Annotated in this window: 19 protein-coding genes and 1 pseudogene; 5 read left to right on the forward strand and 15 right to left on the reverse strand. The window is 75.2% G+C overall.

The window, feature by feature from the left end; all coding sequences use genetic code 11:
* Nucleotides 1-15: 15 nt before the first annotated feature.
* Nucleotides 16-885, reverse strand: coding sequence for a deoxyribonuclease IV (locus ACVMYR_RS17005; RefSeq protein WP_091278386.1), 870 nt, complete (start codon nt 883-885; stop codon nt 16-18).
* Nucleotides 882-2,867: a Stk1 family PASTA domain-containing Ser/Thr kinase gene (gene pknB, locus ACVMYR_RS17010; RefSeq protein ID WP_077939026.1), complete on the reverse strand. Its 1,986-nt coding sequence runs from the start codon at nt 2,865-2,867 to the stop codon at nt 882-884. Before pknB ends, ACVMYR_RS17005 begins: the two co-directional genes overlap by 4 nt.
* 178 nt (nt 2,868-3,045) lie before the next feature.
* On the opposite strand from pknB, the gene ACVMYR_RS17015 reads away from it, so the two are divergent.
* Nucleotides 3,046-3,438: an Rv2175c family DNA-binding protein gene (locus ACVMYR_RS17015; RefSeq protein ID WP_043969299.1), complete on the forward strand. Its 393-nt coding sequence runs from the start codon at nt 3,046-3,048 to the stop codon at nt 3,436-3,438.
* A gap of 81 nt (nt 3,439-3,519) precedes the next feature.
* Here the strand turns inward: ACVMYR_RS17015 and ACVMYR_RS17020 are convergent, their stop codons facing one another.
* Complete coding sequence (locus ACVMYR_RS17020; protein ID WP_077939027.1) at nt 3,520-4,602, reverse strand: polyprenyl synthetase family protein; 1,083 nt, start codon at nt 4,600-4,602, stop codon at nt 3,520-3,522.
* Between the two features lie 380 nt (nt 4,603-4,982).
* On the opposite strand from ACVMYR_RS17020, the gene ACVMYR_RS17025 reads away from it, so the two are divergent.
* The gene (locus ACVMYR_RS17025; RefSeq protein ID WP_431898019.1) at nt 4,983-6,533 is read left to right on the forward strand and encodes a non-reducing end alpha-L-arabinofuranosidase family hydrolase; all 1,551 of its coding nucleotides are present in this window, start codon (nt 4,983-4,985) and stop codon (nt 6,531-6,533) included.
* 293 nt (nt 6,534-6,826) lie between these two features.
* On the opposite strand, the gene ACVMYR_RS17030 is transcribed toward ACVMYR_RS17025, so the two are convergent.
* Nucleotides 6,827-10,282, reverse strand: coding sequence for a phosphocholine-specific phospholipase C (locus tag ACVMYR_RS17030; protein WP_457122199.1), 3,456 nt, complete (start codon nt 10,280-10,282; stop codon nt 6,827-6,829).
* A 387-nt stretch (nt 10,283-10,669) separates the two neighbouring features.
* Nucleotides 10,670-11,074, reverse strand: a complete 405-nt coding sequence (locus ACVMYR_RS17035) for a helix-turn-helix domain-containing protein (RefSeq protein ID WP_077939030.1) — start codon at nt 11,072-11,074, stop codon at nt 10,670-10,672.
* A gap of 241 nt (nt 11,075-11,315) precedes the next feature.
* Between ACVMYR_RS17035 and metF the strand changes: the two genes are divergently transcribed.
* Entirely contained in the window at nt 11,316-12,233 is a 918-nt protein-coding gene (gene metF / locus ACVMYR_RS17040; protein ID WP_077939031.1) for a methylenetetrahydrofolate reductase [NAD(P)H], read from the forward strand.
* A 43-nt stretch (nt 12,234-12,276) separates the two neighbouring features.
* Nucleotides 12,277-12,966 carry a CDP-alcohol phosphatidyltransferase family protein gene (locus tag ACVMYR_RS17045; protein WP_077939032.1) on the forward strand — a complete coding sequence of 230 codons (690 nt, stop codon included), beginning with the start codon at nt 12,277-12,279 and terminating at the stop codon, nt 12,964-12,966.
* Between the two features lie 97 nt (nt 12,967-13,063).
* Here ACVMYR_RS17045 and ACVMYR_RS17050 read toward each other — a convergent pair whose 3' ends face one another.
* From ACVMYR_RS17050 to ACVMYR_RS17095, 10 genes and pseudogenes are all read right to left on the reverse strand, one after another.
* Nucleotides 13,064-14,554, reverse strand: coding sequence for a phytoene desaturase family protein (locus ACVMYR_RS17050; RefSeq protein ID WP_091278378.1), 1,491 nt, complete (start codon nt 14,552-14,554; stop codon nt 13,064-13,066).
* 11 nt (nt 14,555-14,565) lie between these two features.
* On the reverse strand, nt 14,566-15,693 hold the full coding sequence (locus ACVMYR_RS17055) for a glycosyltransferase (protein ID WP_457122200.1): 1,128 nt from the start codon (nt 15,691-15,693) through the stop codon (nt 14,566-14,568).
* Nucleotides 15,690-16,535 (reverse strand): carotenoid biosynthesis protein, encoded by an 846-nt coding sequence (locus ACVMYR_RS17060; protein WP_457122300.1) that lies wholly within the window; start codon nt 16,533-16,535, stop codon nt 15,690-15,692. The genes ACVMYR_RS17055 and ACVMYR_RS17060 overlap by 4 nt, the downstream gene beginning before the upstream one ends.
* Before the next feature lie 56 nt (nt 16,536-16,591).
* A pseudogene (locus tag ACVMYR_RS17065) lies at nt 16,592-17,158 on the reverse strand (GNAT family N-acetyltransferase); the annotation flags it as partial.
* Entirely contained in the window at nt 17,155-17,892 is a 738-nt protein-coding gene (locus ACVMYR_RS17070) for a monooxygenase (protein WP_077939034.1), read from the reverse strand. The gene ACVMYR_RS17070 and the pseudogene ACVMYR_RS17065, both read right to left, overlap by 4 nt.
* A complete protein-coding gene (locus tag ACVMYR_RS17075; protein ID WP_077939045.1) occupies nt 17,889-18,377 on the reverse strand; it encodes a YbaK/EbsC family protein in 489 nt (162 codons plus the stop codon). The genes ACVMYR_RS17070 and ACVMYR_RS17075 overlap by 4 nt, the downstream gene beginning before the upstream one ends.
* A gap of 62 nt (nt 18,378-18,439) precedes the next feature.
* The gene (locus ACVMYR_RS17080) at nt 18,440-19,252 is read right to left on the reverse strand and encodes an FAD:protein FMN transferase (protein WP_144082717.1); all 813 of its coding nucleotides are present in this window, start codon (nt 19,250-19,252) and stop codon (nt 18,440-18,442) included.
* A gap of 17 nt (nt 19,253-19,269) precedes the next feature.
* Nucleotides 19,270-19,752, reverse strand: coding sequence for an FMN-binding protein (locus ACVMYR_RS17085; RefSeq protein WP_077939035.1), 483 nt, complete (start codon nt 19,750-19,752; stop codon nt 19,270-19,272).
* Nucleotides 19,753-19,772: 20 nt separating this feature from the next.
* Entirely contained in the window at nt 19,773-21,173 is a 1,401-nt protein-coding gene (locus ACVMYR_RS17090; protein ID WP_396787842.1) for a ferredoxin reductase family protein, read from the reverse strand.
* Nucleotides 21,174-21,277: 104 nt separating this feature from the next.
* Nucleotides 21,278-22,261: an EamA family transporter gene (locus tag ACVMYR_RS17095; RefSeq protein WP_363633557.1), complete on the reverse strand. Its 984-nt coding sequence runs from the start codon at nt 22,259-22,261 to the stop codon at nt 21,278-21,280.
* Nucleotides 22,262-22,684: 423 nt separating this feature from the next.
* Here ACVMYR_RS17095 and ACVMYR_RS17100 point away from each other — a divergent pair, with 423 nt between their 5' ends.
* Complete coding sequence (locus tag ACVMYR_RS17100; protein WP_077939038.1) at nt 22,685-23,134, forward strand: SAV_6107 family HEPN domain-containing protein; 450 nt, start codon at nt 22,685-22,687, stop codon at nt 23,132-23,134.
* The last annotated feature ends 76 nt before the right edge of the window (nt 23,135-23,210 follow it).

Raw genomic sequence — 23,210 nt, forward strand, 5'->3', positions numbered from 1 at the left:
CCCCCAGGGCGGGGGTCAGGGGTGTAGGCGCTTGAGGGTGGCGATGTCGGTGGCGTGGCCCTCGTGCTTCTCCGTCGGGGTCTCCACCACGATCGGGATGCCGGCCGTGGCGGGGTGGGTCATCAGCTCGGCGAACGCCGGCTCGCCGATGCTGCCCTTGCCGATGTTCTCGTGCCGGTCCCGGGTCGAGCCGCACAGGTCCTTCGAGTCGTTGGCGTGCACCAGCCGCAGCCGGTCGGGCCCCACCGTGGCCACCAGCGTGTCCAGGCAGGCCGTCATCCCGCCCTCGGCGGCCAGGTCGTGCCCGGCGGCCCAGGCGTGGCAGGTGTCGAAGCAGACGCCCAGGCCGGGGTGGCGGTCCACCGCGTCGAGGTAGGGGCCGAGGTGCTCCACCCGGGAGGCCAGTGACCGGCCGCCGCCCGCGCTCGGCTCCACCAGCAGCAGCGGGCCGTCCGTGGCCGTGGTCTCGTCGAGCAGGGGCAGCAGCGCCTCGCGCACCTGGCGTAGCGCCGCGTCGGCGTGCCCGGCGTCGACGGCGCTGCCGGCGTGGAAGACCACGCCCCGGGCGCCGATCGCCCGCCCCCGGCGCAGCGCGTGGGCCAGGGTCTGCGCGGACCGCTCGACCGTGGCCGGGGTGGGTGAGCCCAGGTTCACCAGCAGGGACGCGTGGATGAACACGGGCACCCCGCGCGCGGCGCAGCCGTCGCGGAACAGCGCGTCCTGGGCCGGGTCGCCCGCCGGCAGCGCCCAGCCCCGGGAGTTGGACACGTAGACCTGGACGGCCTCGGAAGCGGCGGCGTCGACGTACGGCAGGGCGGCCTTCGCCAGCCCGCCCGAGGTGGGGGTGTGCGAGCCGACCGGGCGGCGGGGCGCGGGGGTGCTCACAGACAGCCGATCGTGACCGGGGTGCCGGGCGGCACCTGCGAGTTCTCGCCCGGGTTCTGGAACCGGACGGTGCCGTTGGGGTTGAACTGCACGTTCACCGGCAGGCCCTGGCTCTCCAGCTGCTGCTTGGCCTGCTGGCAGGGCAGGTCGACCACCCGGGGCACGACGACCTGCGGCGGCCCCTCGCTGACGTCGAGCTTGACCTGGGCGCCCTTCTCCACGCCGGTGCCGCTGGCGGGGCTCTGCCCGAGGATCTCGTCGCGCGGCTTGTCCGACTTCTTGTAGGTCTCCACCGGGACCAGGCCGAGCTGGGCCAGGGCGGCGCGGGCCTCGCCGAGGTTCTTGCCGACCAGGTTGGGCACCGAGATCGGCGCCTTGCCCTTGCTGAGGATGACGGTGACCTTCGCGCCGGGCTTCACCTCGGTGCCGACCTTCGGGTCGGTGGCCACCACGACGCCCTCGGGCAGGTTGTCGTCGTAGCGGGAGCCGCCCTTGGCCACCACCAGCTCGGCGTTGGTCAGGTCCGCCTCGGCCAGCTCGAAGTCCTTGCCGACCACGTCGGGCACGGGCAGCCGCTCCGGGCCCCGGGACAGGGTGAGGGTGATCGTGCCGCCCTTGACGATCCGGGCCGCGGAGGCCGGGTCCTGCGTCAGGACGGCGTCGCGGGGGACCTTCTCGTCGTAGCGGGGCTCGGCGTAGCGCAGCACGAATCCGCCCCGGCCGGCCTGCCCCTCCGCCTCGGCCTTGGTGAGGCCGACCAGCTCCGGGGCGACCGTGTACCGGCCCATCCCGAACCACCAGCCGGTGAGCGCGACGACCAGGCCGAGGACAACCAGGGCTGCGAGGACGCCCTTGCGGCCGCGCGGGTCGCCCATGATCTGGGTACGCAGCGCGGCGAGCCGCGCCAGCGGCCCCTCGGGCTCGGGGGCGGCCCGCCGCCGGTGCGGGCGCTGCGGTTCGGGCTCGGGCAGCCGCGCCCAGGCGGGCCGCTGGGCCGGGCGGACCGCCGCGACCGCCATGGTCGGCTGCGCCATCGCGCTGGTCTCGTCGGTCACCGGGCGCAGCACGGCGGTGTGCGTGTTGGCGTTGCCCAGGTCGTCGCGGGCCACCTGGACCTCGGCCAGCAGGGCGCCGGCGTCGGTGGGGCGCGCGCCCGGGTCGCGGCGGGTGGCCCGGGCGACCAGGTCGTCGAGCACCCGGGGCAGGCCGGGCACCAGCGTCGACGGGGCCGGCACGTCCCGGTCGACGTGCTGCCAGGCGACGTCCACCGGGCGGTCGCCGTCGTAGGGGACCCGGCCGGTGAGCATCTCGAACAGCACGATGCCGGCCGAGTAGACGTCGGTGCGGGTGTCGGAGCGGCCGTCGGTGACCAGCTCCGGGGCGACGTACGCCACGGTGGCCATGAGCTGGTTGCCCGGCTCCTCCTCGGAGCTGGCCTCCACGGCCCGGGCCAGCCCGAAGTCGGCGACCTTGACGACGCTGTCGACCAGGTTCGCCACGCCGCCGGTGGGGGCCTCGGCGACCAGCACGTTTTCGGGCTTGACGTCGCGGTGGACCAGGCCGGCGCGGTGGGCGGCGGCGATCGCGGCGAGCATCTGCTCCATGATCGCCAGCGCCTCGTCGGGGTTGAGCCGGCGGCGCTCGGCGAGCACGTCGCGCAGGGTGCGGCCCCGCACGTACTCCATGACCAGGTACGGCAGGCCGGCGTGGGTGCCCTGGTCGTAGACCGCCACCACGTTCGGGTGGGTCAGCCGGGCGATGGTCTTCGCCTCGTCGGTGAAGCGCGCCAGGAACCCGGCCATCCGGGCCCGCGCCTCGGTGGCCTGGGTCGGGTGGATGATCTTGACTGCGACGGTGCGCTCCAGGCGCTCGTCGGTGGCGGTGTACACGGTCGCCATGCCGCCACGGGCCACGCGACCGCGAATGCGGTAGCGCCCGTCGAGCAGCGAGCCCAGCAACGTGTCGGCGACCTGTGTGTCCATCGGCAGGCAGTCTATGTCTCCGGAGGGTGGAGGTTGCACCGGATGCTACAGCCGGATGGCCGGGTGCCCCCCGCGCCGCGCGCGTGGGACCGGTTCCGGAGCCCCCGCCGGCCCCTCGCCTGCGGGGCGAGGGGGGGTGCCGCGCGCCGTCCGGGCGGGGGCGTGGCAGGGTGATCGGGTGACCGACTCCGTACCCTCCGGCCAGGCCGCCTCCGGCGCAGACCTCGCCGGCCCGAGCGACCCGGCCGGCTGGCTGGCCCTGCCGGACGTCGCCGAGCGCCTCGACCTGTCGATCAGCAAGGTCCACCAGATGATCCGGGACCGCGAGCTGCTCGCCGTGCGCCGCGACGGCGTGCGCCGGGTGCCCGCCGACCTGGTGGCCAACCGCACCGTGCTCAAGCACCTGCCCGGCGTGCTCACCCTGCTCGCCGACGCCGGCTACGACGACGAGGCGGCGCTGCGCTGGCTCTACGAGCCCGACGACACCCTCTCCGGCGGCACCCCGGCGGCCACGCTCGGCGGCGACCACGCCCGCGAGGTCAAGCGCCGCGCCCAGGCCCTCGGCTTCTGACCGGTTCCGGCCGACCTCCGCACCCGGCCGGGCCAGGGCCGGGCCGCGGGGCGGAGGTCGCCGGCCGGGGTGGCGGGCGGGTCAGTCGGTGCGGCGGGTGGCGGCGATGGCGAGGTCCACCAGCGCCTGCCGGGCCTCGGTCTCCAGGTCGACGGCCGACAGCGCGGCGAGCGCCGTCTCGGTCAGCGCCGCGATCCGCTCCTCGGTGCGGGCCAGCGCGCCGGTCGAGGTGATCAGCTCGCGCAGCCGGGCCACCCCGTCGGCGTCCAGCTCCGGATCGCCGAGCCGCCCGAGCAGCAGCGCGCGGCCCGCGTCGTCGCTCGCCGCCACGGCCGCCGCCACGAGGTACGTCCGCTTGCCCTCGCGCAGGTCGTCGCCGGCCGGCTTGCCGGTCTGCGCCGGGTCGCCGAACACCCCGAGCACGTCGTCGCGGAGCTGGAACGCCTCGCCCAGTGGCAGCCCGTACGCCGAGTAGGCCGCCCGCACGTGGGCGGGCGCGTCGGCGAGCGCCGCGCCCAGCAGCAGCGGACGCTCGACGGTGTACTTGGCCGACTTGTACCGGGCGACCTTGCCCGCGCGCTCCACCGACGTGTCGCCGGTGGCCTGCGTCAGCACGTCGAGGTACTGCCCGACGGTGACCTCGGTGCGCATCTCGTCGAAGACGGGCCGGGCCCGGGCGACGATCCGCGGGTCCAGCCCGGCGGAGTGCAGCAGCTCGTCGGACCAGACGAGGCAGAGGTCGCCGAGCAGGATCGCCGCCGCGTCGCCGAAGCCGTCGGCGTCGCCGCCCCAACCGGCCCCCCGGTGCCGGGCGGCGAACCGCCGGTGCACCGCCGGCTCGCCGCGCCGGGTGTCCGAACGGTCCATCAGGTCGTCGTGGATCAGCGCGCTGGCCTGCACGAACTCCAGCGCGGCCAGGGCGGTCACCACCTGGTCGGCGTCGCCGCCGCCCGCCCCCCGGAACCCCCAGTACGCGAACGCGGGGCGCAGCCGCTTGCCGCCGCCCAGCACGAACGCCTCGATCGCCTCGGCCACCGGCACCAGGGCCTCGTCGACGGCCGTCAGCCAGGTGCGCTGGCCGGCCAGGAACCCGGCGAGGGCCTTGTCGACCCGCTGACGCAGGCCGGCGCGGTCGACGGGGGATACGGGAGCTGCGTGAGTCACGCCCCGACGCTAGCGGGTCGCCCGGTGAGCTGCGCATCGGCGGTGCATGGCGTGTCACCGGCCGCTCGGGCCGGCGAGGTGGGGACGTCCGGGTGACGGGACACCGCCGGGGCGGCGGCCCGGAGCCGATCCCGCCGGGTGGGCGCGTCGCCGACGGTGCGTGACGTTCGCTCGGGTATCGAACATTACGACTTGACGAACGGCGTGTTATCGCTCACAGTCGATGGTCAAGGACGACGACGCCCACGGCTGCCGGGCAAGCCCGCTTCGTTGGTCTTGGATTGGCGTGCGCCAGGCCTGCGTACGTGATGTTAGCGCTCACATCATCGACGCGCGCGGCCGTCCCCGCGCTGCCCATCTCTGGTCATTGAAGGAGGATCATGTCTGCCATTGGTGGATCGCCATCGATCGCACCGCCGCCGCAGCGGCGACGCGGGTGGCTGTCTCGGGTCGTCGCCGCCGGCGTGTCGGCGGTGGTGCTCGGCGTGGCCGCCGCGGCCACGGTGTCGACGCCCGCCGCCGCGGCGACGGTCGACACGAACGCGTGGTACGTGTTGGTCAACCGCAACAGCGGCAAGGCCCTGGACGTCTACAACCTCGCCACGAACGACGGGGCGCGGATCACCCAGTGGACGCGTAACAACGGCAACCAGCAGCAGTGGCAGTTCGTGGACTCCGGCGGCGGCTACTACCGGCTGAAGTCGCGGCTGTCCGGCAAGGTGCTGGACGTCTACAACTTCTCCACCGCCAACAGCGCCAGCATCGTGCAGTGGACCGACGGCAACGGGACCAACCAGCAGTTCCGGCTGGCCGACTCCGACAGCGGCTACGTCCGGCTGATCAACCGGAACAGCAACAAGGTGGTCGAGGTGCAGGGCGCCTCCACCGCCGACGGCGGCAACATCGTGCAGTACGACGACTGGAACGGCAGCAACCAGCAGTGGCAGCTGGTCCGCGTCGACGGCGGCACCAACCCCACCACCCCGCCGCCGACGACGCCCCCGCCGGGCGGCACGTGCGACCTGCCGTCGACGTACCGGTGGTCGTCGACGGGCCCGCTGGCGCAGCCGAAGGCCGGCTGGGCGTCACTGAAGGACTTCACCATCGCCCCCTACCAGGGCAAGCAGTTGGTGTACGCCACCACCCACAGCAGCAGCGCCACCGGCGGCTGGGGTTCGATGAACTTCGGCCTGGTCGACAACCTCAACCAGCTCGGCTCGGCCCCCCAGAACACCATGAGCCAGAGCACCGTAGCGCCGTCGCTGTTCTACTTCGCGCCGAAGAACATCTGGATCCTCGCCCACCAGTGGGGCCCGACGTCGTTCTCGTACCGCACGTCGACCAACCCCGCCAACGCCAACGGCTGGTCGGCCCCGCAGCCCCTGTCGACCGCGACGATCACCGACTCCGGCACCGGCGTGATCGACCAGACGATCATCGGCGACGACCAGAACATGTACCTGTTCTTCGCCGGCGACAACGGCAAGATCTACCGCCAGATCATGCCGATCGGGAACTTCCCGGGCAGCTTCGGCTCCAGCTACACGACCATCATGAGCGACACCTCGGAGAACATCTTCGAGGCACCGCAGGTCTACAAGGTGCAGGGCCGCAACCAGTACCTGATGATCATCGAGGCCAGGACCAGCTCCTGGGAGCGCTACTTCCGCTCGTTCACGGCGACCAGCCTGAGCGGCACCTGGACGCCGAACGCGACGACCTACAACAACCCGTTCGCGGGCAAGGCCAACAGCGGTGCCACCTGGACCAACGACATCAGCCACGGCGAGCTGCTGCGCACCAGCGCGGATCAGACGAACACGATCGACCCGTGCAACCTGCAGCTGCTGTACCAGGGCCGCGCCACGAACTCGGGCGGCGACTACGGCCTCCTGCCGTACCGGCCGGGTCTGCTGACCCTGCAGCGCTGAGAGCGCGAGCCGACGCTGACGGCGTGAGTCAGCGGCCGGCGTGAGTCCGAGCGGCGGGTCCGGCGTAGGCCGGGCCCGCCGCGCGTCGCTCGACACCTCGTGCCGGAGCGACCGAACAACGACCGGATCCCGCCCCCCGCCGATCGGCAGGAGGCGGGTCGACCCGGGACAACGGTCGGCGGGGACCGAGCGGATCGCCACCGGGACCACCCTGCTGCCGACCACCATCACTGCGGAACGCCGCGCGGGGACGACAACGCGTCCCCGCGCGGGACGGTCAGGCCGCTGGCCGGTCAGGCGTCGGCGATCGGGCTGGTGCCCAGGCGGATGTTGTCGATCGCCCAGTACCAGTTGTTGCCGGCATTGAAGATCCGGAAATCGACCTTTGCCGAGGTGGCCCCAGCCGGGACGGGACAGGAGAGCTGGACGAGCCGGTTCTCCTGGTCCTGGCCCTGGTTGGTGTTCCCGGAGGTCGCGCTGCTGTAGTGCAGCACCTTGACCTTGGCGCCGGTGTCGAACTGGACGGTGACCTCGGCCTCCTGCGGGCTCTCCTGACGGTAGTGGGAGTCGAAGCCCAGGTGGAGGGTGGAGGTGCCCGCCGGGATGGCCACCGCCGGGCTGGTCAGGGTCGAGTCGAACTGGCCCTGGCCGGACGGGCTGCCGGTGTCGTCCCAGTCGTCGGGGTCGGCGACCGCGACCACGCCGAGGGACCGGCTGAAGTTGGGGCGGTTCTGCCCGCCGGGGAACCAGAACTGCTTGGACAGGAAGGTCCAGCCCTGTAGTTCCCGGGTGCCCTGCGGCATTCCCGGCGCGTTGGTGACCGTCCAGCCCTCGGGGGCGGTCCGCGTCCAGCCGAGCAGGCCGGGCCGGCTGAGGTCGGCCGCCGCAGCGAGCGCCGGCGCGACGGATTCGAAGTCCTCCGCGAGCAGGTAGCCGGTCATGACGGGCCCGGTCTTGGCCGGCAGGGACGCGGTCGCCTGCTGGGCGCTGCCGCGCAGATCCGCCGTGACGGTCGCCTTGAGGCTGCCGGAGGCGCGCGCCGCCGAGGCGGGCGCGACGACGTCCCACTCCAGGCGGGCGGAGGAGCGGGCCGCGACGGCCGCCGGCACGTCGCCCCTGGGGGCGGCGGTCCAGTCCGTCGGGAGGGCCAGCGTGGCTGCCAGGCCGGTGAGCGGGGCGCCGCCGGCGTTGGTGACGGTGGCGGTGACGGTTACCGGCCTGCCCGGCGAGAGCACGGTGCCGTCGGTGCCGGGCGAGCTCGCGGGACCGGTCAGCGAGACGCTCATCGCCGGGGCGACCCGGAAGCCGACAGCCGCGTCGGCGAGCCTGAGCAGGCCGTCGCCGTCGCCGTGGGCGGCGACCACCAGGCGGCCTGCCGTGGCGTTCGGGGCCGGCGTGACGGTGAAGCGCACGTCGGCCGAGCCCCCGGCGGCGAGCACCTTCGGTGCCGTGGCGGTCCGCTCGACCGTCCAGCCGGAGGGGGCGAGCAGGGCGACCGAGAGTCGGTCGATCCTGGTGCCGCCCTGGTTCCGCACGGTGACGACGACATCGGTCGGGCTGTTCTGCACGAACTGCGTGTCCAGGGCGGGCAGCGCCTCCGGCAGGGTGATCGTCGCGGCCAGCGCCGGGGCGGTGCCGGTCGCCGGGTCGGTGACGCCGGGCCTGCAGTCGGCCAGGCGGCCGGTCATCCGGCGCAGGAACGACGGGTCTCCCAGGTCGACGACCACGACGTCGTACCAGCCGTGGTCGGCAAGGTGGACGGGCACGGTCCGGGTCTGGCCGGGCGCGAGGGTGACGGTCTGGAGGGGGTGACGTGGCCGTCCACGGTGGCCGGCGTCGCGCGGGTAGACCGACTCGCCGACGAGGAGCCTGCGGGTGGTGGTGGAGGGGTTCGCGCACTTCACCTTCACCTGGCCGGGGACGGCCTGGTCGACCAGGTACGCCTCGGCGCCCACACCGGTGCCGCGCAGCATCCAGACGGACCAGCCGGGGGCAGTGACCTGCAGGTCGTAGCCGTCGGCACCGTACCCGATCGTGTTGTCGGCGGTCCCGCGCGCAGGGACGGTCCACGGCTGTGGGGCGGTGCCGTCAGCGGGATAGGCGGTGAACGTCGCGGCGGTGGTGCCCGCGTTTCCGAGCCGCAGGCGGACGTCGGTGCCGGTGACGTCGGCCCGCAGGGACAGGCGGTACGGCAAGGGCCGCGTCCGGCGGGTGCCGGTCTCCTGCGCCGGAAGCGCCTGGTTCTTCGGCGGTGCGGGGTTCCAGCGGCCGACCGCCGGTGGCACCGGGCCGGGCTGCTCCACCTCGGGCTGCGGGTGCCTGCGCTTGAAGTCGAAGGCGGAGGTCAGGTCGCCGAAGACGCTGCGGCGCCAGGCGCTGATGTTGGGCTCCTGGACGCCGGTCCACTTCTCCAGGAACCGGATGACCGAGGTGTGGTCGAAGGCCTCCGAGCAGACGAAGCCGCCCACCGTCCACGGTGAGACGACCGTCATCGGCACCCGGGGGCCGGGGCCGACCGGAAGACCGTTGAACCAGTCGTCGCTGTTGCCGGAGTCCGGCCGGGGCGCGACCGGGGCGGGTACGTGGTCGAAGTAGCCGTCGTTCTCGTCGAAGTTGATGAACAGAGCCGTCTTCGACCAGGTCTTCGGGTCGCTCGCGATGGCGTCGAGGATGTCGTAGATGAGGTTGGCGCTGCCGACCGGGGTGGAGGTGCTGGGGTGCTCGGAGAGCGCCGCCGTCGGAACCAGCCAGCTCACCTTCGGCAGCGTGCCGTTGTTGATGTCGGACCTGAGCCGCTGGACGAGGGTGTCCGGCTCGGAGCGGTACGCCCCTCGCATGAACAACCGGCGCTCCGCCTCGGTCAGCGAGTCGACGCCCTGCTGGAACTGGGCCAGTGCGGCCTTGCGCTGGTCTGCGGTCTTGCCGAACAGGCTGTCGTAGAACTGCTCCGTGGTGGAGTACTGGCCGCTGACCTTGGAAAGGATCTTCCGGCCGATCTCCTTCCAGGGCCGGAAGTACTCGACCGCGTTGTCGGTGAAGTTGTCCCACTCCTGGTAGATCTGCCAGGAGACGCCGGCGGCCTCCAGCCGCTCGGGGTACGTCGTCCACTGGTAGCCCGCGTGGGCGTAGGAGTAGGCGGCGTTGGTGACAGCCCGGTTGACGCCGTCCGGCTCGTAGCCGGTCGTGCCGGTCCACAGGTAGTTGCGGTTGGGGTTGGTCGAGCCGTAGACCGAGCAGAAGTAGGCGTCGCAGATGGTGAAACGGTCGGCCAGTTCGTACTGGAGGGGAATGTCACGCCGGTCGTAGAAGGCCATGGTGCTCTGGCCCTTGGCCGCGACCCAGTCGTCCCACCAGCCGTTCGCCCGCGCCTGGTTGGCGTCGGAGAAGCCGTGCGGGAGCGCGCCGAGGTATTGGATGTCGCTCTCGGGGCGACCGGCGTCGACCGCCGCCTGCCGGGCCGAGAACGGCAGAACCTTGCCACCGCCGGGCCGCGGCTGCTCGAAGACGCTGGCTCCGGTGGGCAGGCACAGCGGTGTGCGGTCGCCGAAGCCGCGCACGCCCCTGAGGGCGCCGTAGTAGTTGTCGAAGGAGCGATTCTCCTGCATCAGGATGATGACGTGTTCGACCGCGTTCAGGCCACCGGGAGGCGGCGGCGCTGCCATCGCCCTCAGCACTGACGGGGGCAGTAAAGAAATCGCGGTGCCGCCAGCGACGGCACCGAGAAGCTTACGGCGGGAGATCTCAGACATGGGGCGGAGACTAGGTCGCGCCGATTGCACAAGGTAACCCTTGAGTGGTGAAACTTCATCGAGTGTTCAATTTCCGCTGTGGAATGTTGCGCCGTTTGTGTGGCCACGTTTGTCGTCGCATTCGTTGGGCGGCCGAGCACGTCACTGGGCCCGAGCCTCTGCTCGACATCGCCGCGTGGGCCGCCGCCCCGCACCGCTTCGCCGCCGCCCCTGGGACGCCTGCTGGCCGTATGGTCGCCGACCCGAAATGCGATGCAGCTGAGTCGTCGGAAACGTACGCCATGTCTTTTCGCTCCCGCCGACATTGATGTCGGCAAAGTGGGCATAAGGCTCCCCTTTCCGTGTTGACGGATTTCCTTCCGGGCGGCGGCTCCCTGACCGGGTGCGTCAGGTGGGCCGACAGGGCCGGCTGGGCTGCTGGCCGCGCCGTGGAGAGGAGCGGGGGGCGTGGGTGGCGTGCCGGCGTGGGCGGAGTGTCGGCGTACCGCCGGCTCGTGGGCGTGCCGGGCCGGCCGGCTGCGCCCGGCGGCGCGCGCGGCGGGCCCGCCCGGCGGCCTCGGCCAGCAGCTCCACCGGCGTGGCCAGGACCACGGCCAGCCAGCCCAGCCAGAAGCCTCCCGGCACCCGGAGCTGCCGCTCCCAGCGGGACACCTCGTGCCGGCTCAGCGTGGGCACGCCCGAGGCGGCGCACAGCTCGGCGGCGAGGGCCTGCTGGCTGCGGCCCCGGGCCCGTCGGAGCCGGGCGAGCAGCGGCCCGAGCGGCTCGGGGCCGGGCGGCGTGGACGGCGTCATGGGTCCTCCGGCAGGGTCGGCGCGAGGGCGGCGTCGACCCGCGCACCAGGCGGGACCGGCGCGCCGCCGGTCGGTGCTGACCCCCGCGCGGGCCCCGTCCGCGCTACCGCCTGTCTACCCCGGGGGTACGACGCTCCGCCCGACCCGCCGCTGCGGGAGGGCCCGCGCGGGGGCTCGCGTGGCGGTCGCGTCAGGTGGGAAGGTCCTGGGTGCGGTGCGTCCCGGCCGCTAGAGTCGGTCCATGGCTCTCGGTCTACCTTCGGTCCTCCCCAACCCGCAGCCGGCGATCGGGGAGCTGATCCGTGACCGTCAGCCCACCTTCTCGTTCGAGTTCTTCCCGCCCAAGACAGCCCAGGGCGAGCGGCTGCTGTGGCAGGCGATCCGCGAGCTGGAGCCGCTGCGCCCCTCGTTCGTCTCGATCACCTACGGGGCCGGCGGGTCGACCCGGGACACCACGGTCGCGGTGACCGAGCGGATCGCCACCGAGACCACCCTGCTGCCGATGGCGCACCTCACCGCCGTCAACCACTCCGTCGCCGAGCTGCGCAACGTCATCGGCCGGCTGGCCGGCGTCGGGGTGCGCAACGTGCTCGCCGTGCGGGGCGACCCGCCCGGCGACCCGGGCGGCGAGTGGGTCCGCCACCCCGAGGGGGTGCTCTACGCCGAGGACCTGGTGCGGCTGGTGCGCGACTCCGGTGACTTCAGCGTCGGGGTGGCCGCGTTCCCCTACAAGCACCCCCGCTCGCCCGACGTGGCCAGCGACACCGCGCACTTCGTGCGCAAGTGCCGGGCCGGGGCGGAGTTCGCGATCACCCAGATGTTCTTCGACGCCGACGACTACCTGCGGCTGCGGGACCGGGTGGCGGCGGCCGGCTGCGCCACCCCGATCCTGGCCGGGGTGATGCCGGTCACCCAGCTCAGCACGATCGAGCGGTCCGTGCAGCTGTCCGGGGCACCCTTCCCGCCGGCCCTGGCCGCGCGCTTCGCCGAGGTGGCCGACGACCCGGAGGCGGTCCGCCGGCTCGGCATCGAGCAGGCGGCCGAGATGTGCCGGCGACTGCTCGACGAGGGCGTGCCCGGCATCCACTTCATCACCCTCAACCGGTCCACCGCGACCCGCGAGGTCTGGCAGCAGTTGCAGGTCGGCGCGCGGGTGTGACCCCAGTGGCGCGACACCACAGCGCCGGTGCGACGGTTGTTCCGTGGTGGGCACTTCGCTGAACTGGGACGAGTACGCGACGGCGTGGGCGCGGCTGCACGGGGGCTTCGACCCCCGGGCGGCGGCCCCGGTGGTCCGCGCCTGGCTGCGGTTCGCCTACCACGTCGGGTACGTGCTGGGCCGCCTCCGGGTCACCCCGACCGCCGTCACCGTGGCGGGGGTGCTGCTCTGCCTCTGCGTGCCGCTGTTCGCCGTCCGGCCGGTGAGCGGGCCGGTGCTCGCGGCGCTGTTCGTGCTGGCCGCGTCGGTGGCCGACAGCGTCGACGGGGCGGTGGCGGTGGCCACCAACCGCACCACCCGGCTCGGCTACGTCTACGACTCCGTCGCCGACCGGCTCGGCGAGGCCGCCTGGCTGACCGCGTTCTGGCTGGTGGGCGCGCCGGGCGCGCTGGTCGCCGCCGCCGGCGGGCTGTCCTGGCTGCACGAGTACGTCCGGGCCCGGTCGGTGTCGGCCGGGATGCGGGAGATCGGCGCGGTCACCGTGGGGGAGCGGCCCACCCGGGTCTGCGTGGCCCTGGTCGGGCTGCTGCTGTCCGGCCTCGCCGGGCTGATCGACCCGGACCTGACCGCCGGCACGATCACGATGGCCACGGCCGTCTGGGTGCTGCTGGCCGGCTTCGGGCTGGGCCAGCTGTTCGCCGCCGTCCGCCGCGCCCTCATCGAGGCCGGCTGACCCGCCGCAGCGCTCCGCCGTGCCGCCCGGTCCCGCCGCAGCGGGGTGTTAAGAAGGGGCCCCTGCTCGACAGAATGCGTTAACAAGGTGCCCCTCCTTACCCCCAATCCGGGCCGATGGCGTCGGCGACGATCTGCGCGGAGAGAGTGACCATCGGCAGGCCGCCTCCCGGGTGCCCGGAGCCGCCGACCAGCCACAACCCGGCCGCCGGCCCCCGGTTCGCCGGCCGCAGCAGGCCGCCCGCCGTGCCGTAGATCGCACCGCCGGGCGCGCCGGTCGCGGCGTCCAGGTCGGCCGGGGTGCGGACCTCCCGGAACACCAGCCGGTCGCGCACGTCCACGCCGCGTTCGGCGAGCACGTCGAGGACCCGGTCGGCGTACGCGTCGGCCAGGCCCGGCCGCCGCCAGTCCACCGCGCCCGTGGCGGTGCCGTGGCGGGGCGCGTTGACCAGCACGAACCACGCCTCGTGCCCGGCGGGGCGCACCGCCGGATCGTCGGCGACGGTGACGAAGACGGTCGGATCGGACGCCGGCCGGGCCCGCACGCCCCGCCCGGGGTGACCGAAGACCGCGTCGAACTCGGCGTCGTAGTCGCGCGGGAAGAAGACGTTGTGGTGGGCCAGGCCGGTCTCGCCGGCCACCCCGAGCAGCAGCACGAAGCCGGCGAGGCTGCGGTCGGTCAGCCCGGCCAGCCGGCGCGGGCTGGGCAGCAGGTCCCGGTAGAGGGTCAGCGCGTCGACGTTGGCGACCACCACGTCGGCGGGCACGGGCGCGGCGACGCCGGCGAGGCGTACCCCGTGGACCCGGCCGCCCGCCGCGTCGATCCGGGTGACCGTGGTGCCGGTCTGCACGACCACGCCCAGGTCCAGGCAGCGGGTCAGCAGCGCGTCGGCGAGGGTGCCCAGGCCGCCGCGCAGATACCAGCCGCCGAACGCCAGCTCCGCGTACGGGACGGCGACCAGCGCCGCCGGGGCCCGGCGCGGGTCGGCCCCGGTGTAGGTGGCGTACCGGTCCAGCAGCATCCGCAGCCGGGGGTCGGCCAGGTGCCGGCGGCCCAGCCCGCGCAGGGTGCGCCCGGGGGCGATGGCGGCGAGGTCGCCCAGCCGCCAGGCCAGCGCGGCGAGGTCCAGCGGCGAGTCGACGGGCCGGCGCAGGATGTCGCGGTGCGAGGCGTCCCACACCCGGGCGGCGCGCCGCCACAGCCGCTGCCAGTCGGCGGCGGCCCGGTCGCCGAACGCCGCGCCGACGCGGCCGGCGAACTCGGCCGGGTCGGCGCAGGAGTCGAGGGTGGGCCCGCCGCCGGGGAAGACGTGCCGGACGATCGGGTCCAGCGGGGTCAGGTCGAGGTATTCGTCGAGCTTCGCGCCGGTCGCCTCGAACAGGTCGTGGAAGACCTCCGGAAGGGTGAGCAGGCTGGGCCCGGTGTCGAAGTGGAACGCGCCGGCCGGGGTGTCGTGGACGTACCGGCCGAGCTTGCCGCCGACCGTGCCGGCCTGCTCGAAGACGGTCACCTCGTGCCCGGTGGCGGCCAGCCGGGCGGCGGTGGCCAGCCCACCCACCCCGGCACCGACGACCACGATCCGCGCCATGACGTGCCCTCCTAGCTGACCGGGCGACCCCGCCAGGACAGACGACGCCGCTTCCGCAGATGGTACGACCGCGCGGTCAGCCAGCCGAGGACCACGACCGACACGGGGTGGCCGAGCGCGTCGGGCCACCACCGGCCGCCGGTGGCGCGGGCGCTGACCGCCCGCCCGGCCATCCCGAGCAGCCAGGCCAGCGCCGCCACCGCCGCGACCGCCGGGGCGCCCGCGACCAGGGCGGCCAGCGCGACCAGCGGGGGAGCCGTGTAGAGCAGCAGCAGCGCCGCCACCACGGCCGCCGCCGCGCCGGGATGACCGAACGAGGCCCACAGCGACTTGGTGTAGCCGTCGCGCAGCTGCGGCCAGTCGTCGTACATCCGGCAGGTGGCCAGCCGGGAGCCGTCGGCGAGGGCGATCCGGCCGCCGGAGCGCTTGACCGCGCGGGCCAGCTCGATGTCCTCCAGCACCCGGTCGGCCACGGCGGCGTGCCCGCCGGCCGCCGCATAGCCGGCCCGGTCGACCACGAGGAACTGCCCGCCGGCCGCCGCCAGCGACGGCCGCGGCGAGCGCTCCATCGCCCGCAGCGGCAGGAAGGTCAGCCACAGCCACTGCAGCAGCGGCTGCACCAGCCGGTCCGTCGGGGTCCGGGTCACGATCCTCGGGTACGGCGACAGCAGCGTCACCCGCGCGGCGCGCAGCTCGGCGACGGCCGCCGCCACCGCGTACGGGGCGAGGACGACGTCGGCGTCGACGAAGGCCAGCGCGGTGGCGGCCGGGTCGGCGCGAGTGGCGAGCTGGTGGCAGGCGTGCGGCTTGCCCAGCCAGCCCGGCGGCGGGGCGACGCCGGTGAGCAGGGTGACCCGGTCGTCGTCGCCGGCGACCGCGCGGACCACGTCGGCGGTGCCGTCGGTGGAGCCGTCGTCGAGCACCACGATGCGCAGGCCGGGCACGCCGCGCTGGGCGAGCAGCGACTCCAGGCACGGGGTGACCCGGTCGGCCTCGTCGCGTAGTGGCAGCAGCACCGCGACGGCCTCGGCGACCTCGACGGGCCCGCCGGCCGGGCGGCGCAGCCACCGGGTGGCGTTGACCCAGGTGTGCGCGGTGAGCGCGGCGACGGCGGCGAGCAGCAGCAGGACGCCGGTCATACGGTCGCGTCGGCGGGCGGGCCCTGCTGGGGCTGCCGGGGCTGCCGACCCTGCCGGTCCGGCCGGCGGTCGCGGCCCAGCGCCAGGGCCAGCGGGACGGCGGCGACCGCCATGCCGGCCGCGCCCCACACCGCCGACGCGGGCAGGCCGAGGAAGACCGCGTGCGCCAGGATGCTGGAGGCGTACGTCCACAGGTAGAGCGCGAACATCGGGGCGTCGCCGGGGCCGGCCCGGTCGACGACCGCCCCGGCCAGCGGGCGCAGCGCCGCCATCAGCAGCACCGCGAACAGCAGCCAGCCGAGGTAGTTGCTGACGGGCACACCGGGCAGGCCGGGCAGCGCGGGCGTGGCGTCCCGCCACACCCAGTAGCCCTCGGCGACCATCTGCGGGTCGAGGAACAGGTCCCACGCGGCGAGCCCGACGGCGGCGAGGGCCACCCGGGCGACGCCGGGGGAGACGAGCCGGGCCGCCGTGAGCCAGGCGGGCCAGGCCATCCAGGTCCAGGCCAGGGGAATGACCAGCGGCACCCCGGCCAGCTTCGGGCCCAGCTCCCCGGAGTAGTCGTAGCTGCCGAACGGGAAGCCGGTGGCCACCCCGAGCGCCTCGATGGCGAAGCCGCCCCCGGTGGCCACCGCGACCAGCGCCGCCGCCGCGCGGGGACCCCGGGTCAGCAGCGCGTGGCCGACCGAGAGGAGATAGCCGAGGACGACGGTGGCCACGGTCAGCCCGGCCCGGGTGGCGCCGACGGTGAGCGGGTAGCAGATCTGGGCCAGGACCAGCACCCCCAGCCCCACCCAGGGCAGCAGCGGCCGGAGTCCGGGCCGGGTCACGGCGCGGCCGATCCCGGTGCCGGGGCGGCCGGGCCGGCCGGCGCGGGGGCGGCGGGACCGGCCCGGCCGGCGGGGCTGTCGGCGGCCGGGGCCGGCGGGGTGAGCGGGAGGTCCCGGCCGAGGATGCCGAACGGGCGTTCGTCGCCGGGGAAGTGGAAGTGGCGCAGCACGTCGACGAAGCCGAACCGGCGGTACAGCCGCCAGGCCCGGGAGCGCTGCTCGTCGGCCTCGGGCGTGGAGAGCAGGGTGGTGCTGCCCGGTGCCATGCGCAGCAGCGCGGTGAGCTGCCGGGTGCCCAGGCGGTGCCCCTGGGCGGGCGGCCGGACGTGCAGCTCGACCACCTCGAAGCAGTCGGCGAGCCAGCGCTGCCGGGCACCGGCGGTCAGCGCCCGGTGCACCTGGTCGTGCCACCACTGACCGGGCGTGCCGAGGTAGCCGTACCCGAAGCCGGCCAGGTGCCCCTCGGAGGTGAGGCTCGCCACGGCGCGGAAGCCGGGACGGCGCACGTGGGTGGCGATGTAGCCGCGCCGCGCCTCCAGCAGGTCGGCCCGGTAGTTCATCGCCTCGCCGTAGACGGCCACCACGTCGTCCAGCCGTCGGACCAGGTCGTCCGGCGTCCAGCGCACCAGCCTCATGCCCGCCCATCCTTCGCCGTTGCCGCGTCGCCGTCGGCGACCCACCCCAGCACCGCCCGGTCGCCGACCACGTCGCGCACCTCGAACCGCGCGAAGAGCTCCTCCGCGTACCACCCCTCGGTGGGGGTGCGCGCGATCGCGGCGCGGTGCTCGGGGTGACGGTACGCGAACGCGACGAGGTCCGCCGGATCGCGCCACACGCTGACCGTGCCCTGCCAGCCCAGCGGGGCCTCGCCGACGCCGAACCGGGCCAGCAGGCCGGGCGCGGCGTGCAGGGCGGCGGCCACCGGCGGGACGGCCCGCCAGAAGGTGGCCGCCCGGCGGGCCCGCAGCCGGGCCCGGGTCAGCGCCAGCACCGGGCCGGCGACCCGACCGCCGGACGGCTCGCCGAACGGCCGCCGCCCGGACCACTCGCCCCGGCTGGTCAACGGGCGCAGGTCGACCCGCACCGACGAGCGGGCGACGCGGGCCCAGGAACGGCCCACGGGCGAGGCGTCGAAGCCGGCGGCGTCGGCCGCGCGGTCCCAGACGGCGAGGGCCGCCCAGCGGGTCAGGTCGGCGTCGCCGGGGCCGAAGCCGGTGCCCGTCCCGGTGCCGAGCAGCTTGCCGAACCGGACCCCGGTGGTGCGGCGCAACCGCGCCGGGTGCGTCGCCATCCGGGCCAGCGCGCCGGGCAGGGCGGCCCGGCCGATCCGCCAGACGTGCAGGGTGACCAGCTCGGGGACGCCGCTCACGCCACCTCGGTCGCGGTGCCGACGGTGATCCGCAGCAGCTCCGCGTACGTCGTGGGGAAGACCGCCTGGGGCACCCCGCCGGCCGCCCAGACCTCGTCGTAGCCGGCCAGGGCCACGTCGACGAGGGTGCGCAGCGGCTCGGGGTGGCCGAGCGGGGCGACCCCGCCGATCGGCTGGCCGGTGTGCCTGCGGACGAACTCGGGGGTGGCCCGGCGCAGGTGGGTGAACCCGAGGTGCGCGGCCAGGCCGGCGACGTCCACCCGGTGCGCGCCGGAGGTGAGCACCAGCAGCGGCGCGTCGTCGGCGTCGAAGACGAGCGAGTTCGCGATGGCGCCGACGGCGACGCCGAGCGCGTCGGCGGCCGCCGCGGCGGTGTGCACCGCCTCGGGCAGCAGGCGGACCTCGCTGGGCCGGCCGGAGCCGTCCCGCGCGCCCGCGGCGTCGAGGGCCTCCTGCACGGCCCGCACGTTCGGGTGTGGCTGCATGCCGCCCATTCTCCCCGCCGCCGCCGCGCCCGTCGCACCCACCCACCCACGCCGCGGGCCGGCTACGCCGCGGCGGCCCCCGCCGCCGGCCGGGTGCCCGGCCAGCGCGGGGTGGCCCGGACCCGGCCGTCGGCGGTCACCAGCAGGGCGGCGTACCCGTCGAGGGCGGCCAGCCAGTCCAGGGCGTCCGGGCCCCCGGCGACGGCAGCCGTGGCGTACACGTCGGCCCACAGCAGGTCGGGGCCGACCACGGTGACGGATCGGACGGCCCCGGCGGGCCGGCCGGCGCGCGGGTCGGTGATGTGCGCGCCGCGCCGGGCGGTGCCGGAGGTGGCGACCGCCCCGGACGCCCGCTCCAGCACGTCGAGCAGGTGCCCCGGGGACTGCGGGTCCTCGACGCCGACCCGCCACGCCGGCCGGTCGGGCGCGGCGCGCAGCAGCACGTCGCCCCCGGCGTTGAGGCACACGTCGTGGTCGGCCAGGTCGGTCAGCCACCGGGCCGCCCGTTCGACCGCCCAGCCCTTGACCAGCCCGGACGGGTCGAAGCCGACGCCGCCGCGCGGCAGCGGCAGCCGCCGGGCGTCGAACCGGCCGCCGGTGCGCAGCCGGGCCAGCTCGCACAGCTCGACCACCTCCCGCACCGCCGGGTCGGCGGTGGCCGGGTCGGGCGACCGGCCGGCGAGCCGGCCGAGGACGCTGTCCGGCCGGTACGTGCTGAACGTGTCGTCGGCCGCGCGCAGCTCGGCGAAGAACGCCTCCACCCGGGCGGCGACGGCCTCGTCGCGCACCCCGGGCCCGCGCAGGTGCACGCTCACCGGCAGTCCCATCACCTGTTCCACCCAGGCCCGCCGGCCCGGCTCGGTGGTCGTGGCCATCGTGTCCACCTTCCCGTTCACAGGTGCGCCGCGTCGATGGCGGCCTGGAGGGACTCCCGGTAGCCGTCGCTGGTGACGGTGGCCCCGGAGACCGTGTCGATGTCGGCGCTCTGCGCGGCCAGGGCCGACTGCCGCAGGATCGGCACCGCGTAGTCGTTGATCTGCTGGTCCCGGTGGTTGCCGTCGGGCACCTGGAGCGCGGTGACGTCGGTGATCTTCCCGCCGGAGACGGTGATCCGGACCTGCACCGGCCCCCACCGGGTCTGCGCCACCGACCCGTCGTACCGCCCGGCGCCGGTGCCGGACGAGCCGGTGTCGGCGTCGGTGCCCGACGGGCCGGTGTCGGTGCCGGTGGTGGACGAGCCGGTGCTGGCGTCGCCGCCCGTGCCGGCGGCGATCGCGCTGCTCTCCCCGCCCACCCCCATCGTGCTGGTCTTGTAGCTGAACAGCAGCACCAGCGCCGCCACGGTGGACAGCAGCCACACGGTGATCCGTCGCATGGAAACCCCCTTCGCGCCTGTCACCAGGCAAAACGTTCGTGGTGGGTGTGCTCGTCGGGCACCCCGGCGGCGCGGGTGGCGGCCCGTGCCGCGTCGACCCAGCCGTCCGGGCCGCAGAGGAAGACGTCGTGGTCGGCGATGTCGGGGGAGAGCCGGCGCAGCGCCTCGGCGTCGGTCGCCCCCTCCGCGTACGCCGGCAGCCAGGCGGGTCGCCCGGCGCGCGGGCCGACCAGGTGGTGCACCACCACCCCGCGCTCGGCCGCGAGCCGGTCCAGCTCCGCGCGGAAGGCGATCTCCTCCTCGGTACGCGCGCGGTAGAGCAGCACCGCCTGCCCCGGGGCGTACGGCAGTTCCCACAGCAGCGCCAGCAGCGGCGTGACGCCGACCCCGCAGGCGAACATCGTGATCCCGCCGCCGCGCCAGTGCTCCCCGGTCAGCCGCCCGTACGGGCCCTCCAGCAGCACCCGGGTGCCGGGGCGCAGGGCGGCCACCCGGGCGCTGCCGTCGCCGAGGTCCTTCACGGTGATCCGCATCAGGTCCCCCGACGGGGGCGCCGACAGCGAGTACGGGTGGGCCCGGGACCAGCCGGGGCCGTCGAGGAACCGCCAGGAGAAGAACTGCCCCGCCCGCACGGGCAGCCGGTGCAGGTCCCGCCCGCGCAGCCACACCGACGTCACCCCCGGCGCCTCGGGCACCACCGCCGCCACCTCGACCCGGTGTCGCAGGGAGCGCCACGCCGGCAGCCCCAGCCGGAACACCAGCACGCTGCCCAGCGCCAGCAGGTACGCCGTCCACCAGTACGCCCGCGCGACGGGTGAGGCGACGAAGTCCGCGCCGGTCCAGAGCTGGTGCGGCAGCGCCAGCGCGATCCCCAGGTACGCGTACAGGTGCAGCAGGTGCCAGGACTCGTAGCGCAGCCGGCGGCGGGCCGCCCGCACCGACGTGACCACCACCAGCACCAGCAGGCCCAGCGCGGCGGTGGCCAGCAGCATCCCCGGGTACCCGGTGACCAGCAGCCAGAACTGCGTGACGACGTCCTCGCGGGCGGTGCCCGCGTACCCGATGGTGGTCAGCGCCACGTGGGCCAGCAGCAGGTGGAACGAGGCGAAGCCGGCGAGCCGGTGCCAGCGGGCGATCCGGTCCTGGCCGAAGCGCCGCTCGACCAGCGGCACCCGGGCCATCAGGACCACCTGGATCAGCATCAGGTCGGCGCTGAGCAGGCCGGTGAGCCGGCCGGCGGAGGTGAGGCCGGTGGCCACCCCGGACAGCAGCTCCTGCACCCCCCGGTCGGCCGTCCAGAGGGCGGTGACCACGAGCAGGCTGAGCGCGGCGGCGACGCCCGCCACGTCGGCCCACCAGCCGGGGGCTCCCGGCGGGACGAGGCGGGTCGGGGCCGGTCGTTCGGCGACGGCGGCGCTCATCCGTCGATCGTTTCGGTACGACTGACGTTCATGGGGTCCACCCTGCGGCGGTGACCTCGACCGGCCCTTTGTGAAACCTGTGCGCGTACTGAGAATCCCGGCGGTCAGCGGCCGGCGGCGGCAGCGCCGGTGACCACCGCGTCGGGCGCGGGCGGCACGGTCTGCCGCCCGGGCGGGGCGGCCCGGGCCGTCTCGGCCAGCACCACCCCGAGCAGCACCAGCGCGCCGCCGCCGAGCTGGGCGACGTTGAGCGCCTCGCCCGCGCCGATGACCACCCAGGCGACCGCCGCGGCGAGCACCGGCTCCACCATGCCGACGATCCCGACGCTGGTCGCGGGCAGGTGCCGCATCGCGCCGGCCACCAGCAGGTACGGCACGACCGAGCCGAGCACCACCACGTACGCGCAGAGCAGCGCGACCGGCACGCCCCCGGCGCGGCCGGTCAGCGGCTCCCAGCCGCCGGTGCCGGCGGTGACCGCCCGGGTGAGCAGCCCGGCCACGGCGGACCCGCCGAACGCCCAGGTGCACAGCGACAGGGTGTCGCGGCCCTGCACGCCCCGCGCCCCGAGCACGTAGTAGCCGGCCAGGAAGACCGCCGCGCCCACGCCGGCCAGCACGCCCAGGCCGTCCAGCCGCAGCCCGCCCCACACCTCGGCCACGCAGCCCAGCCCGACGAGGCTCAGCGCCAGGCCGACCCAGAGCCGGGGACGGACCCGGTGCCGCTGGCCGAACCGGGCCCAGAGGGCGACCAGCAGCGGGGCGGAGTACTCGAACAGCAGGCCGATCCCGACCGGCAGCCGGGAGATGGCGACGAAGTAGAGCATCGGCACCAGGAAGAAGCCGGTCAGGCCGTACCCGATCAGCAGCGGCAGCTGCCGGGCGGTGACCCGCAGCCGGCGCGCCCCCGGACGCAGCGCGACGCTGAGCAGCAGCAGGATGGCGACCGCGCCCAGGGCGCGCAGCAGGGTCAGCTGCTGCGCGTTCAGGCCGGCCCGGAGCACCAGCTTGGAGACCGTGCCGTTGACGGCGAACAGGGCTCCCGAGCCGAGCACCATGGCGACACCGAGGGCGGGGCGGGGAGTCGTCACCAGCAGAGGCTAGCGTCGCCGCCTGTTTCGGCACGCCGGCCTGCCACACGTTGCGTTTTCGTCGGGCGCGGGGTGTACTGTCAGCAGTAGTTAGAACGAGTGTTCGATTGCCTCGAACGCCCGTTCCAACAACCCGGGGTGGTGTTTCGCGGCGCCGGCCCCGGGCGGTGCGGCTCCGCGGGCCGCACCTGGGTCCCGGGCAGTCGCGAGTCCGGGCCCGTCAGGCAGGAGCGTCGCCCGCCGCCCACGACCCCCGGGCGGCGGGCGACGAACCCGCCGGTATCGCCGGCCGGGTGTGGTGTGGGGAAGCGTCCACACCCGGCCGGCCCCACCCGGTGCGTCTTCCTCCGCACCACCCGACCCGGCCCGTGCCGGCGGCCCCGGCCGCCGTGCCCGGCCCCGGCCACGTGGAGGAGACAGCCCATGCCGACCAACTCGGCCCAGCCACCGACGGTGCCGGCGCACGTGCTGCCGAACCGCACCCCGGCCCAGCTCCTCGCGGTGGCCCGGCACGGGCTGGCGGAGGCCGCCCGCACCCGCCCCGACGGCCTGCGCTACGCCGCGGCCCACCTCGCCGCCCTCCGCGCCGCCGCGGCCGTGCTCGCCGCCCGCGCCCGCCCCGCGCCGGCCCGGCGACACCGCATCACCAGCGTCTGGGTCCTGCTCTGCACCGTCGCCCCCGAGCTGGACGAGTGGGCCGCCTACTTCGCCGCCGGCGCGGGCAAGCGCGCCGCCGCCGAGGCCGGCATCCCCCGGGTGGTCAGCGCCCGGCAGGCCGACGACCTGCTCCGGGCGGCCGAGCAGTTCGTGACGGTGGTGGAGACCTCCCTCGGGCTGACCCACCAGCCGGCGCTCGACGGCCTCGCCGCCTGACCGCGACCGGCGCCCACCCACCCAGCACGGCACTTCGGCACTTCCGCACGGCACTTCCGCACGGCACTTCGGCAAC

The organism is Micromonospora sp. PTRAS2 (assembly GCF_054052245.1).